Here is a 13,953-nt window from a genome sequence, read left to right on the forward strand (position 1 = left end):
CAATGAAAACCAACTGGTTAAAAAATATATTCAGAAAGAAAGATAAGGAGAAAGACAGTTACGTTAAAATTCCCGAAGATATTCGGATGAAGATTATCGAAAAATCATCCTTACAGGTATCCAGAGGGGTCTTTTTCTCTACGGTGATTATCGTGGTTTCCTTTCTCCCCGTATTTATGTTGACAGGTCAGGAAGGTAAACTTTTTCACCCGTTAGCGTACACCAAAACTTTTATCCTGATCGTTGATGCGATCCTGGTACTTACCCTTGCGCCGGTGCTTATCTCTTTTTTCATGAAAGGAAAGTTTAAGGATGACAATAAAAACCCGGTAAACAGAGGGCTTGAGCGGATATACGAACCTGTCATCCGCTGGTGCATGAAATGGAAAAAAACAACGCTTGGCATTAATATTCTTGCCCTTCTCATCAGCATCCCTTTAATTATGAACCTCGGCCGTGAGTTTATGCCGCCCTTAGATGAAGGCTCACTACTCTTTATGCCGGTCACTTTGCCTGATATTTCGAACTCCGAAGCTAAAAGATTACTGCAGGTGCAGGATAAAATCATTAAAGGAGTTCCGGAGGTGGATCATGTCCTCGGAAAAGCCGGAAGAGCAAACACGGCGACAGATAATTCACCCATTTCAATGATTGAAACCATCATTCTGTTGAAACCTCAGGACGAATGGCGCGACGGCCTTACAAAAGACGATCTTATTAATGAATTGAATGCTAAACTGCAGATTCCCGGCGTAACAAATGGCTGGACCATGCCGATTTCCAACCGGATCAATATGCTTTCAACAGGGATTAGAACGGATGTGGGCGTAAAAGTGTACGGACAGAACCTGGACAGTATCGCCGTCCTTTCCGAAAAAATAAAAAAGGAGCTCACCGGTATTGAAGGAATTAAAGACATGTACGTAGAACCCATCACCGGCGGGAAATATGTGGATATTGAAGTAAAACGCGAAGAAATAGGAAGATACGGGCTAAGTGTGGATGATGTAAATGCCGTCGTGGAAAGTGCCCTCGGCGGAATGAAACTCACCACCACCGTGGAAGGCCGACAGCGCTTTTCGGTAAACGCCAGATACGGCCAGGATTTCAGAAATAATTTGGAATCTCTGAGAAGACTGCCCATGCAGACGATGGAATTTGGTTCCATCCCGCTAAGTGCAGTAGCCGACATCCGTCTTACAGAAGGACCACCAATGATCAATTCTGAAAATGCAATGTTGCGTGGAACTGTTCTATTCAACGTACGCGACCGGGATTTAGGCAGTACCGTAGAAGAAGCCCAGGCAAAACTCAATAACATGGTGAACAAAATGCCAAAAGGTTATTTCGTGGAATGGAGCGGTCAGTACGAAAACCTGATTCGCGGAGAGCAGACTTTAAAAATGATTATGCCCCTCGTATTAATCGTGATCTTTCTTTCCATGTACTTTGCATTCAATTCCTACCGTGAAGCTTTCTTTAATCTCATCAGTATTCCTTTTGCCTTAATCGGCGGCGTATTCATGATTTCGCTTTGGGGCGTCAATCTCTCTGTAGCAGTAGCAGTCGGCTTTATTGCCCTGTTCGGACTTGCGGTAGAAACCGGAATTGTGATGGTCATTTACCTGAACGATGCCATGATTCAGCTTATTGCCAAAAATGGCAACTCACGGGAGACCATTACCAATGAAGAACTTCGGGAGTACGTCATTAATGGAGCAGCCAAAAGATTAAGACCTAAAATTATGACCGTGTGTGTCACCCTCTTCGGACTTGTACCAATCCTTTGGAGCCACGGCGTGGGAAGTGATATGATGAAACCAATCGTATTACCGATGGTGGGTGGCGTTTTTACTTCCGCAATTCACATCCTGTTGGTAACCCCCATTATCTTTTACATGCAGAAAGAATGGGAACTGAATAAACTGGGAAAAATTGACGTCCTCGACGCTTCCCATTAATCCTTAATTATTACAAAATGATAAAATTCATAATAACAGGAGTACTTGCTTTGCTCTGCACCACCAGTTATGCTCAGCGGATGCCGTTGCCGGCAGTAATGGACAGTATTGCAGCCAACCATCCTGTGGTTAAAATGTATAATGCGGAAGTCCGGTCAATGGACGCTGCGGCCAAAGGCGCAAGAAGCTGGATGCCCCCAACCGTTGGAGCCGGGTTGTTTATGACACCCTATAATCCAAACCTCTGGCAACGCGACGGCGATATGCTCGGTATGGGCTCAGTAGCAGTTTCTGTGGAGCAGATGTTTCCCAACACAAGGAAACTTGATGCCAACGAAAATCTGATGAAGGCGATGTCTTCCGTAGAAAAGGAAAAACTCTATGCCGCCCTCAATGAAAACTTTCAGGATGCGAAAAAACTGTATTACAGTTCAATCGTCCTGGATAAAAAGCTGCAGGTCGTAAAGGAAAACGAAAAGATGCTGGATTTCATGATCAGAAACGCCGAGATCCGGTACAAAAACGGGCTTTCCAAAATATCTGCATATTACAAAGCCAAAGCCGCCCTCGGAAGCTCCAAAAACATGCAGCTCATGTACGAGAATGACCTCCGCGTCAACCGGATCCGGTTGAATGCCCTCATGGGAAGAGACCCGCTCGCGCCACTGGAGATTGAACCGGAATACAACCTGAATGACTATTCTCTCGAGACTTTTGGTCAGGATCTCTTTTATCAGAACAGAAGTGATCTCCGCGGCATCGACCGGGAAATCAATATTGCCAAACTCAAACAGGATCTGGAAAAGCAGAATCTAAAGCCGGAATTTGGCGTAAAGTTCGAAAACATGTTCGGTTTTGGCGGCCAGCCCATGCAGTTTTCTCTGATGCTGATGGCAAAACTGCCGTTTGTTTCCTGGGCTTCAGGCATGAATAAAGCCAATATTGAAAGCCTCAAACTGAAAGAAGAAGCCTTGCAGGCACAGAAAGAAATGATGGTCAACGAATACAGTGGAATGGCCTACGGAATGCGCAATGAACTGGACCTGAATAAAAATCAGTTGAAACTCTATGAAGACACCATTATTCCGGCCTTAAAAAACAACTACAAATCCATGCAGTTGGGCTACGAGCAGAATACGGAAGAACTCTTCATGTTATATGACGCATGGGAACAGCTGAATATGGCCCAACTGGAATATTTCGAGATCCTGACCAAAGCACTGCAGACGCAAACTGAAATTGACCGCTTAATTGAAAGAAGATGAGAAAAATTATAATATTCACTATGCTTTTATTTGGTTTGACGGCGTGTGACAAAGTTAAGTTCTGGGAAGATAAGCACTCGGCAGAAGCTGCAATGCATACTTATACCTGTCCGATGCACCCGGAAGTGATTTCAGACAAACCCGGCAAATGTCCCAAATGTGGGATGGATTTGGTCCTGAAAGATGCCCCTGAAAAAAAGGAAGAGGGGATTAAACTCGACGATCTGCTGAAACCAACCAATGAATTTGTAGTGTCGGAACAGCCCGTAATAAAAGTAAAAAGAGAAAACATACCCACCACGGTTGATGCTTTAGGGACGGTAGAATACGATACTCGACAGATTGGCAGTATTTCCTCACGCGTTGCGGGCCGTATCGAGAAACTCTATGTGCGGTATAAATACCAGAAAGTGTCGAAAGGGCAGCGTATTTTAGATATATACAGCCCAGAACTTTTAACCGCACAGCAAAACCTGCTCTTCGTTATTAAAAATGACCGCTCAAACAAAACAATGATCGATGCTTCACGCCAGAAACTCCTTCTTTTGGGAATGCCGGCTTCACAGATACAGAAAGTCATCCAGCGAGGGAAACCTGATCTCACAGTTCCGGTTTTCAGCAATTACAGCGGACACATTCAGCAGGCAGGATCGGCAGGATCCATGGCTTCAGCACAGCAACCCTCTCCCGCAATGGCTTCAAATACGGCAGTTACCGCAGAACTACCCCTAAAAGAGGGAATGTATCTCCAGAAAGGACAGAATGTTTTCAGTGTCTACAATCCCAACAGAACCTGGGCCCTGATCAATATTTTCTCTGAAGACATTGCACTGGTCAGCAAAGGACAGTCAGTCATGATCATCCCGGAAGCCAATCCTGAAAATCGCTTCAAAGGAGTCATCGGTTTTATTGAACCCTTTTTCAGGCAGGGCAGCAAAACCGTAACGGCGCGCGTCTATTTTGATAATTCCACCGCAAAAATTCCTGTCGGAAGTCAGGTTAAAGCGGAGATTATGAGCCACAACAGAATGGCAGATTGGCTGCCGAAATCAGCGGTGGTTTCTTTGGGGATTGATAAAATTGCGTTCAAAAAAGTTGAAGGCGGTTTTATTGCCCACAAGGTTGTTACCGGCGCGGTGGTAGGCGATAAAATTCAGATCGTCAGTGGTTTGCTTCCTGAAGATGGAGTTGCCGAAAATGCACAGTACCTGATGGACAGCGAAAGTTTCATAAAAATTAACAGATAAAAATTGATAAGATGAAATTCAATATTTTAATGCTGGCCTTGCTGGTTTTTCTTTACTCCTGTAAAAAGGAGGAAGATCCGCATGCCGGCCACGATATCTACTACACCTGTTCCATGCACCCGCAGGTAGTCTCCGATAAACCCGGAAAATGCCCCATTTGTCACATGGATTTGGTGCCGGTGGAGAAGAAAAAGAATGCTGATCCCAATGAAATTATCTTGAATGACGAGCAGGTTAAACTTGGGAATATCAAAACAGTCGCGCTATCTGATGGGTCTATGGCCGACAAACTTACGCTGACTGGAACACTCAATTTTAATCAGTACCAAATGCAGGCAGTAAGTTCAAGAGTAATGGGTAGAGTTGAACGGTTGTATTATAAAAACATTGGCGATTTTGTTCCGAAGGGGGCGCCGTTGGTCGATATTTACAGTGAAGAACTCAATAATGCAAAGCAGGAATATTTGCTGGCATTAGAAAGACGCAAGCTGTTCGTCGGTAATACTTCCATTGATTTTGATCAGTTGCTCCAAAGTTCCCGCAACAAGCTTTATTTATGGGGAATGTCCGAAGGCCAGATCAAACAGCTGGAAAGATCAGGAAAAGCCACACCTACTACTACCGTGTTCAGCAATGCGGCCGGTTACATCACCGATCTGAGCATTGCCGAAGGCGATTATCTTGCCGAAGGTAGCACCATCGTGAATCTGGCAGATCTTTCATCGCTTTGGGCAGAGGCGCAGGTGTATTCTTCCCAAAGGGCACTCCTTCAGAAAGACAGCAAGGTCACCGTATATATTCCCGATCTGGATAATTTGAAGATTAATGGGAAGATTGATTTTACAAACCCCGAAATCAGCCCTTCAAGCAGAATAAATCTGGTACGCGTGTCCGTGCCAAACAAGGGCAATCTATTGAAACCCGGCATGCCAGTATATGTTCTGGTGGAAAATAAATCCCGTGATGGTCTTTCAATGCCTGTGGATGCGGTAATCAGGGATGGCAAATCTTCCACGGTGTGGGTGAAAACCGCGAAGAACACCTTCGTCAACAGAATGGTGGAAACGGGTCTCGAATATGAAGACAGAATAGAAATCACATCAGGAATTAAGGCGGGAGACGAAGTAGTGGTCTCCGGGGCCTACCTTCTGAACAGCGAATATATATTTAAGAAAGGGGCAGATCCCATGGCAGGTCACGATATGAGCACAATGTAATATGAGAAAATTGAATATGATAGGCTGGCTGGCGGTGCTAGTGGTGGCTATTGTTTTAGTCATTCAGGTCATACCGGTGGAGCGTAATGTCTCCACCGTTCCGCCAGGTCAAAGTTTTGAAAGAACCCAAAAGGTGGCCGCCAACGTGGCTGCAATCCTTAAAGTTTCCTGCTATGACTGTCATTCCAACAACAGCCGATATCCGTGGTATTCAGAATTACAGCCGGGCGCGTGGTTCATGGCCCGGCATATTAAAAAAGGCAAAGAAGAACTCAATTTTGATGAGTTCAATAATTATTCAAAAAGACGCAAAAAAGGAAAAATAAAAAGCATCATCAGCCAGATTGAAAAAGATGAAATGCCTTTAAAATCTTACCGCATGATGCACGGAAACGCCAGATTATCAGCAGATAAAAAAAAAGAACTGTTAGATTTTTTTCGTGACAACGAATATAGTAAGTAACGCAGAACATCAGAAATTACGCTCGACTTTGGTCTTTAGAGTATCAGAAATGGCCGTTTAGAATAAAAAAGGATCGGAAAAGACCATGTTGTAGAATCAACAAATTAATAACAACGTGATGAAATTAAATATTAAAAATATGGTTTGCAGCCGATGTCTCAAAGTGCTTAGGCAAGAGCTTGAACAACTAGGAATTAATGTTTCATCAATTGAACTCGGGGTATTGGTAATCGACGAGATGGCTGGTAATCATACTGAAATCATGGCGAAAATTGAAAGCGTTCTCCATACCAATAAATTTGAAATAATCCATAGTCCAGAGGAAGTGCTCGTCGAAAAAATTAAACATTTTTTGCTTTCTAAAATAGAAGAGCCCCCTCTCGATTCCACGGTAAACCTATCTCAAATTTTAAGCACGGAGTTCAACCACGAATATAAGTCACTGAGCAAGTTGTTCTCACACTTTGAAAATACAACGCTGGAAAAATATTTTATTAAATTAAAAATTGAGAAAGTAAAACAACTTATTCAACTCAGGCAGTACACCTTTTCAGAAATAGGGCATCTCCTGGATTACAGCAGCGTCAACCATCTGTCGAGACAGTTTAAAGAGATTACCGGAGAGAGCATGACAGAGTATAAAAATGCTGAACTAGCCAATCGAAGATCCTATGATGAAATTAGTTAACCTTAGAACTTAGGCGTACGAAATTATAAATAGGAAATAGTTGCGAAATAGAAACGGCAATCACAGAGACGTTTGCGCAACTCTCGATAAACTTCAGGTATAGTTTTGATGTTACTTGGCCTTTTTTTCAAAGCGAAATTATATAGAAACTAACGAAAATTATGCAGAACATCCGTTTAAGAAACTTGTACTTTTACAGTAGTAATTACAACCAGCTCGCTTTCAAAAAACTATTTTATTGCAACACGAGTTTGGCCAAGTAAGGCTCACAGAACGTATTTTAAAACGGATAGTCGGAAAGTAACAATATATAAAAGAATAAAATCAAACAAAATGAAACAACAAATTGAAATAACAGGAATGTCCTGCGAAGGCTGCGTTAAAAATGTCGAAAAAGCGTTGAAAGAAATTGATGGCGTACAGAATGTAAAAGCGAGTCTGCATCCACCACGCGCAGTTATTGAAGCAGAGAAATCGATTAATACAGCGCAGTTAACGCAAGCCTTGGCGAAAGTAGGTTATAGTATTGCCGGCGCTTCCGTAGATGAGAATTTAAAAAAGTCTGGTGGCTCCTGTTGCTGTTGAAAAGTATGAACTGCGCGGGCAAGTATAATGTTAGTACGATGTGAACGATAACGGTAGAAATGCTCCGCTGAAAACTAAGTGAAAGAAGCAAATAAATTTTTTAAAAAAAATCAAAGTAGCCAGCAATAGCTTGCCTGATCAAACGCACTTATGATTGCGACAGGATCAGCGCAGGAACTGCATATTTATTGAAAAAACCAACCTATTTATTAACATCAAAACCAACAATTATGACAGGTTATAACACGTACCAAAGTTGTATTGAAGCATGTTTAAAATGTGCTGCAATATGTAATCACTGTGCTTCATCATGCACTGAGGAAGAAGATGTAAAAATGATGGCGAGATGCATTCAGTTAGACATGGAATGCGCAGCGATCTGCTATGCCTCAGCACAGTTAATGAGCCTCGGCAGCGACAAAGCAAAAGAAATTTGCCGCATTTGTGCCGATATCTGTGAAGCATGTGCTGCAGAATGTGAAAAACATGCACAACATGGAATGGATCATTGCCGTGAATGTGCAGAAGCTTGTAGAAAATGCGCCGAAGAATGCCGGAAAATGGCAGCGTAATTTAAAACGGGTGGTGATTTAAGAAGGCTCACGGTGTAGTAGTAAGCAACCATGGTAAATCAGTTTTTGTAACAAATACTATAGATAATACCGTTTCTGTGATTGATGTGGCAAGTCAAAAAGTGATCCACACAATCCCGGTTGGCAAAGGCCCTAATGGAATAAGCTATTGGTTTGAAACTGGTGGAATGCCATAAACAGAATATTAAAGGAAAGACACATCGGAAACCTTTTAATTTAATCGATAAGCTAAATATATATATTATGGAAAAAATAAGAGTTGCCATTAACGGATATGGTGTCATTGGCAAACGGGTTGCCGATGCAGTGCATTTGCAAGAAGATATGGAACTGTCGGGTGTATGCGATGTAATAACAGACTGGCGCATTCAAATGGCAGTATTGAAAAAATATCCCGTGTTTGCTTCCGATGACATGTTTAAAACAAAGATGAACGAAGCAGGCATAAATTCATCAGGCACGTTGAACGATCTGCTTGCATCCTCAGATATTATTGTGGATTGTACGCCCAAAAAAATTGCGGCTCAAAATATAGAGCTTTATAAAAAACTTGGTAAAAAGTTTATCTTACAAGGAGGTGAAAAGCATGAAGCAACCGGTCATTCCTTTAGTGCCGAAAATAATTATGCAACTGCAATTAACCTTGATGCTACAAGAGTAGTTTCCTGTAACACTACTTCCATTGTAAGAACACTAACCGCACTGAAGAATGCAGGCTTGCTCTTAAAAGCAAGAGGCACTTTACTTCGTCGTGCAACCGACCCATGGGAAAGCCATTTGACCGGGATTATGAATACCCTGGTTCCCGAAAAAGATATACCCAGCCATCAGGGACCGGATGCGCAATCTGTTGACCCCTCTTTTAACGTTATCACATCGGCAGTTAAAGTGCCGGAAACGTTAAGCCATCTACATTACTGGAATGTACAGTTGACCAGAAAAACCGATAAGGAAGAAGTTTTGGATGCGTTCAATAAATCTACCAGAATTGCAATGATTGAATACAGCGATGAGTTAGCAGCTAATAATACAGTTAAGGAATTAATGCTTGCAATAGGCCGCCCTTATGGAGATATGTATGAAGTAGCCTTGTGGCAAGACATGCTGAAAGTGGTTGGAGATGAAGTGTTCTATGCTTACTTAGTCGATAATCAGGCTATCGTAATCCCCGAAACCATTGACGCTATCCGTGCCCTAACCGGAATTGAACCAGACGCTGAAAAGTCGATACTTAAGACCAACGAAAGCCTTGGAGTTAAACAGAGTTTTTATTAGGAGTAAGCAAAAAGTAAATTCTCAAATTGATAAAGCGGAATGTTAAGGAAAATGGTTTGAACCCTGCAAATATTTGTAAGACGCGCACTTCCGCAAATGCCTATTTCTAAAATATATAGAAATTTAGGGATTAAATTAAAGTTTAAAAAAAATGAAAATGAACGATAACATTGCAGACTTATTAGGGAAAAAGGCATCCTTCTATTTGGATCACGTTTGTGAAAAAATAACGAAGGATGAATTACAAAACCCCGGTAAGGATGGTCTTGACCAGGTATTTGGAAATAGCAACAGAAACCCGCAGGTTCTGCGGAGTCTCGCTCAACTTTACGGTCAGGGTAATCTTGGCGGCACGGGTTATCTGAGCATTCTTCCCGTTGACCAGGGTATTGAGCATAGTGCTGTGTACTCATTTTATAAAAACCCCGACTATTTCGACCCTGAAAACATTTTAAAACTTGCACTCGAAGCCGGCTGTAACGGTGTGGCTTCTACCTTCGGCGGGTTAGCCTTGAATGCCCGAAAATATGCGCACAGAATCCCTTTCATTGTAAAGATTAATCACAATGAATTACTGAGCTTTCCAAATAAATATGACCAAACGCTATTTGGAAAAGTTAAAAACGCCTGGGATATGGGGGCCCTTGCCATAGGAGCAACCATCTATTTTGGTTCCGAAGAAAGCGACAGACAGATCAAAGAAATTGCCGAGGCGTTTGAGCACGCCCATCAGCTCGGTATGGCGACTATATTATGGTGCTATCTTCGAAATGAGGCATTTAAAACAGCAGATCAGGATTATCACTCCGCTGCGGATTTAACAGGACAAGCCAATCATATCGGAGTAACAATTCAAGCTGATATTATTAAACAAAAATTGCCGACAAATAATTTTGGATTCAAAAACATTAAATTCGGTAAATACGATGACGCGATGTATGAGGCATTAACAACTCCCCACCCGATTGACCTCTGCAGGTTGCAGGTAGCGAACTGTTACATGGGCAAAATCGGATTAATTAACTCCGGTGGCGATTCAAAAGGTGAGTCAGATCTGGTTGAGGCCATTACAACAGCGGTCATCAACAAAAGAGCGGGCGGCACTGGACTGATTATGGGTCGGAAGGCATTTCAGCGCACGTTTAAAGACAGTGTGAACTTGCTACAAAGGGTACAGAGTGTATATCTCGATAATAAGATAACAGTTGCCTAAAATAAGTTTCAACAAACTATCAGAAAATGAAGATTCCCATTAGCATCGTAAAAAAGTCCGGAGATATTGTCGCATTTGATGTCGAAAAACTCATTAATTCACTTAGGCGCGCGTCTGCTGGGGAAAACGTCATTCAGCAAATCGTTGGTGAGGTTCAGTCCACGATTTACGAAGGCATGACCACCACAAAGATCTATAAAATTGCTTTTGATTTGTTAAAAAAATATTCCCGCGTAAGTGCTTCAAAATACAAACTCAAAAACGCACTCTTTGAATTGGGTCCCTCCGGTTTTCCCTTTGAAAAATTAGTGGGCAAACTGATGGCTCATGAAGGTTTTTCCACACAGGTTGGGGTCATTGTTCAGGGAAATTGCGTGTCGCATGAAATAGATGTCATCGCTGACAAAGACGACCTGCACTGTTTTATTGAATGTAAATTTCACAGCGACCAAGGGAGATTTTGCAATGTAAAAATTCCTCTGTATGTCAATTCCAGATTTCTGGATGTAGAAAAACAGTGGAAAAAACAAAAAAGTAACGAAGGAAAAATATCTAAAGGAGGTGTGTACACCAATACAAGATTCACTTCTGATGCCACACAATATGGGAAATGTGCAGGTTTACTAATGGCAAGCTGGGACTATCCTTTTGGGAACGGTTTAAAAGAGAGAATAGACAAATCCGGTTTGCACCCATTAACCGCATTAACGACCCTGACAAAAAACGAGAAAACAAAATTGTTAGACCTTGGTGTAGTTCTTTGCAGAGAAATTTACGAAAACCCGGGGGTCTTAAACCAAATCGGACTTGCAAAACCACGCCATAAAAACATTATCGAAGACGCAAAAGAATTATGCACTCAACACTAAATCAATCTGACCAATGAAAAATACAAAAATTACCATTCATTTTTTGGGCGCTGCGGGTACAGTAACGGGTTCCAAATATTTAATCGATACAGGATCACATCAACTCCTAATCGACTGCGGAGTTTTTCAAGGATTAAAGGAATTACGGCTTAAAAACTGGGAATATCCGCCTGTGGACGTTTCAGCCATTGATGCCGTTTTATTGACTCATGGCCATTTCGACCACACAGGATACCTTCCCCGATTGGTAAAATATGGTTTTAGTGGATTAGTTTACGGAACAAATCCAACTTTGGATATTGCCACAATCATTCTGAACGACAGTGCCAAAATACAGGAACAGGAAGCAGCGCGAGCCAATAAGGAAGGCTACTCCAAACACAGTCCCGCAGAACCGCTGTACGGCCTGAAGGATGTAGAAAAAACATTGCCCCATTTTAAGGAGGTTCCGCCATCACAGTGGATTCCTTTGTTTGATGGTATCAATGCACGGTTTCAGTACAATGGGCATATTTTGGGTGCAGCTTTCATTGAGTTGGATGTACATGGCAAACGTTTTGTTTTTTCCGGAGATATTGGACGTACCAATGATCTACTGCTATATCCACCCCTGAAACCCGAAAAGGCGGATGTTCTTTTCATAGAGTCAACCTACGGAGGAAGGTTTCATCCGGATGAAGTGGAAGCGGTTCTGGAGATTGAAAAATTAGTCAACGATACCATTAACCGTGGAGGCAGCGTGTTTATTCCCAGTTTTTCGGTTGAACGTGCTCAACTGATGATGCTTATTTTATGGAGGTTGCTTAACGAAAATAAAATACCCAAAGTACCGATAATCATGGACAGTCCGATGGGAGCCAGCATACTCGATCTGTTTTACCGTACCAGAGATTGGCACCGGTTAACAACCGACGAATGTGATGAAATGTGCGATCATTTCACGGTGGTCAGCAGCTATCAGGAAACCATGGAGTTGCGGTCCGACAACAAACCAAAAATTGTTATCGCCGGCAGCGGGATGCTCACCGGTGGCAGAATGCTCAACTATCTTGAAACCCAGGCACAAAACCCTGATAATACCCTGCTTTTTGTCGGCTATCAGGCCGAAGGAACCCGTGGAAGAAAACTATTGGATGGTGAGAAAGAACTAAAAGTGTATGGAAAATGGGTTCCTTTCAATATGGAAATAGCGGAAATTGAAGGACTATCTTCACATGCAGACCACAATGAACTCATTGGTTGGATCAATGAAATAACAAATATTCCTGAAAGAATTTTCATCGTACATGGAGAAAAGGAAGGCGCAGAAGCGCTGCAGCTGGGCATAAAAGAAACCTACGGCTGGGATTCGCAAATACCGCAACTTTATGATATTGAAGAATTATAATTTGGAGAGATGAATCATATAACGGACAGTAAAATCAAGCATTCAAATGAGACCAACTGGTATGTGATTACCGGCGGACCCAGTACCGGAAAAACAACGACCATTGATTTGCTTCAGAAGCAAGGTTACCTTACGACAATTGAGCACGCCAGGCATTACATTGATACCATGCATAATGAAGGAAATTCTGTTGAAGAAATCAGAAGCAATAAAACGAAATTTCAATTGGGCGTGTTAGATATGCAGATTGCCCAAGAAGGATCGCTCAATAAGGAGGATATGGTTTTTTTGGACAGGGCTATCCCGGACGCAATGGCTTATTATCAATTTTTAAACTTGGATTATGATGAAAAGTTACTTAATGCCGTCAACGGGGTTTCCTACAAAAAAATCTTTATTCTAGACCGATTGCCGTTTACCAAAGACTATGCGAGAACCGAAAATGAAGACGATCAAAAACTAATTCATCAGTTGATAATAGAAAGCTATACCAATCTCGGTTTCACTATCGTTTTTGTTCCGGTTTTGCCTCCCGAAGAAAGAGTGAAATTCATTTTAGATAATTTATGAACAAAAAATATTCATCCAAATTGTTAACATATAAGAAATTATTATTATGAAAAATTCAGAACATGATCACAACATGCTTAAGGATACTGATTCAGCAACAGGCAATCATTCCAAACATGAAATGGAATCGGGCAAGGAGTCTGTCCAGCACGCGCAAAAAAGCCATGCCTCTGCATACAAAAAGTTATTTTGGATGCTTCTGATTTCCTTTATTTCAATGTTTATACTAATGTATGCGATGGTGGACAAGCTGGCTAACGTAATTCCAAACATAAACCAGTTATACATGGCAGGCCTGATGGCTTCTCCTATGTTAATCATCGAACTGCTGTTAATGGGGAAGATGTATCCCAACAAAAAACTCAACAAAATCCTTATGGGCCTCGGAGTGCTGATGATGGTGCTGTTTTGGTCCGGGATTCGGCAGCAGACAGCCGTGGGAGATGTCCAGTTTCTAAAGTCCATGATTCCACACCATGCAGGGGCTATTCTTATGGTCGAAGAAAGTAATCTGGTCGATCCGGAAGTGAGAAAGTTGGGCGAGGAAATTATCAAAGCACAGGAGGAAGAAATTGCCGTCATGAGGGCGAAAATTAAGGAACTTCAAACCCGGAAGTAAT

At 42.1% G+C, this 13,953-nt stretch carries 14 protein-coding genes and 1 pseudogene; all 15 read left to right on the forward strand.

The annotated features are described in order from the left end of the window. Positions 1-2: 2 nt before the first annotated feature. The 15 genes and pseudogenes from AC3IRX_RS05420 to AC3IRX_RS05490 all read left to right on the forward strand — a co-directional run bounded on the left by AC3IRX_RS05420 (position 3) and on the right by AC3IRX_RS05490 (position 13,952). Positions 3-1,961 (forward strand): efflux RND transporter permease subunit, encoded by a 1,959-nt coding sequence (locus AC3IRX_RS05420; RefSeq protein ID WP_489211445.1) that lies wholly within the window; start codon positions 3-5, stop codon positions 1,959-1,961. A gap of 17 nt (positions 1,962-1,978) precedes the next feature. Next, positions 1,979-3,226, forward strand: a complete 1,248-nt coding sequence (locus tag AC3IRX_RS05425; RefSeq protein ID WP_489211446.1) for a TolC family protein — start codon at positions 1,979-1,981, stop codon at positions 3,224-3,226. Further along, a complete protein-coding gene (locus AC3IRX_RS05430; RefSeq protein ID WP_489211447.1) occupies positions 3,223-4,473 on the forward strand; it encodes a heavy metal-binding domain-containing protein in 1,251 nt (416 codons plus the stop codon). The genes AC3IRX_RS05425 and AC3IRX_RS05430 overlap by 4 nt, the downstream gene beginning before the upstream one ends. Positions 4,474-4,484: 11 nt before the next feature. Continuing rightward, complete coding sequence (locus tag AC3IRX_RS05435) at positions 4,485-5,690, forward strand: efflux RND transporter periplasmic adaptor subunit (RefSeq protein ID WP_489211448.1); 1,206 nt, start codon at positions 4,485-4,487, stop codon at positions 5,688-5,690. 1 nt (position 5,691) lies between these two features. Beyond that, positions 5,692-6,153, forward strand: a complete 462-nt coding sequence (locus AC3IRX_RS05440) for a heme-binding domain-containing protein (RefSeq protein WP_489211450.1) — start codon at positions 5,692-5,694, stop codon at positions 6,151-6,153. Positions 6,154-6,271: 118 nt separating this feature from the next. Then, positions 6,272-6,841 carry a helix-turn-helix domain-containing protein gene (locus tag AC3IRX_RS05445; RefSeq protein WP_489211451.1) on the forward strand — a complete coding sequence of 190 codons (570 nt, stop codon included), beginning with the start codon at positions 6,272-6,274 and terminating at the stop codon, positions 6,839-6,841. Positions 6,842-7,174: 333 nt separating this feature from the next. After that, positions 7,175-7,426, forward strand: coding sequence for a heavy-metal-associated domain-containing protein (locus tag AC3IRX_RS05450; protein WP_059344219.1), 252 nt, complete (start codon positions 7,175-7,177; stop codon positions 7,424-7,426). A gap of 230 nt (positions 7,427-7,656) precedes the next feature. Beyond that, the gene (locus AC3IRX_RS05455; protein ID WP_489211472.1) at positions 7,657-7,998 is read left to right on the forward strand and encodes a four-helix bundle copper-binding protein; all 342 of its coding nucleotides are present in this window, start codon (positions 7,657-7,659) and stop codon (positions 7,996-7,998) included. Between the two features lie 47 nt (positions 7,999-8,045). After that, a pseudogene (locus AC3IRX_RS05460) lies at positions 8,046-8,195 on the forward strand (hypothetical protein); the annotation flags it as partial. 67 nt (positions 8,196-8,262) lie between these two features. Further along, positions 8,263-9,294, forward strand: a complete 1,032-nt coding sequence (locus tag AC3IRX_RS05465) for a type II glyceraldehyde-3-phosphate dehydrogenase (RefSeq protein ID WP_489211452.1) — start codon at positions 8,263-8,265, stop codon at positions 9,292-9,294. Positions 9,295-9,445: 151 nt separating this feature from the next. After that, complete coding sequence (locus AC3IRX_RS05470; RefSeq protein ID WP_489211453.1) at positions 9,446-10,507, forward strand: class I fructose-bisphosphate aldolase; 1,062 nt, start codon at positions 9,446-9,448, stop codon at positions 10,505-10,507. A 26-nt stretch (positions 10,508-10,533) separates the two neighbouring features. Beyond that, positions 10,534-11,376, forward strand: coding sequence for an ATP cone domain-containing protein (locus AC3IRX_RS05475; RefSeq protein ID WP_489211454.1), 843 nt, complete (start codon positions 10,534-10,536; stop codon positions 11,374-11,376). 13 nt (positions 11,377-11,389) lie between these two features. Beyond that, the gene (locus AC3IRX_RS05480) at positions 11,390-12,763 is read left to right on the forward strand and encodes an MBL fold metallo-hydrolase RNA specificity domain-containing protein (protein WP_489211455.1); all 1,374 of its coding nucleotides are present in this window, start codon (positions 11,390-11,392) and stop codon (positions 12,761-12,763) included. A gap of 9 nt (positions 12,764-12,772) precedes the next feature. After that, positions 12,773-13,333 (forward strand): AAA family ATPase, encoded by a 561-nt coding sequence (locus tag AC3IRX_RS05485; protein WP_034871875.1) that lies wholly within the window; start codon positions 12,773-12,775, stop codon positions 13,331-13,333. 73 nt (positions 13,334-13,406) lie between these two features. Continuing rightward, positions 13,407-13,952, forward strand: coding sequence for a DUF305 domain-containing protein (locus tag AC3IRX_RS05490; protein ID WP_489211456.1), 546 nt, complete (start codon positions 13,407-13,409; stop codon positions 13,950-13,952). The last annotated feature ends 1 nt before the right edge of the window (position 13,953 follow it).

Source organism: Epilithonimonas sp. KH_059 (assembly GCF_057838485.1).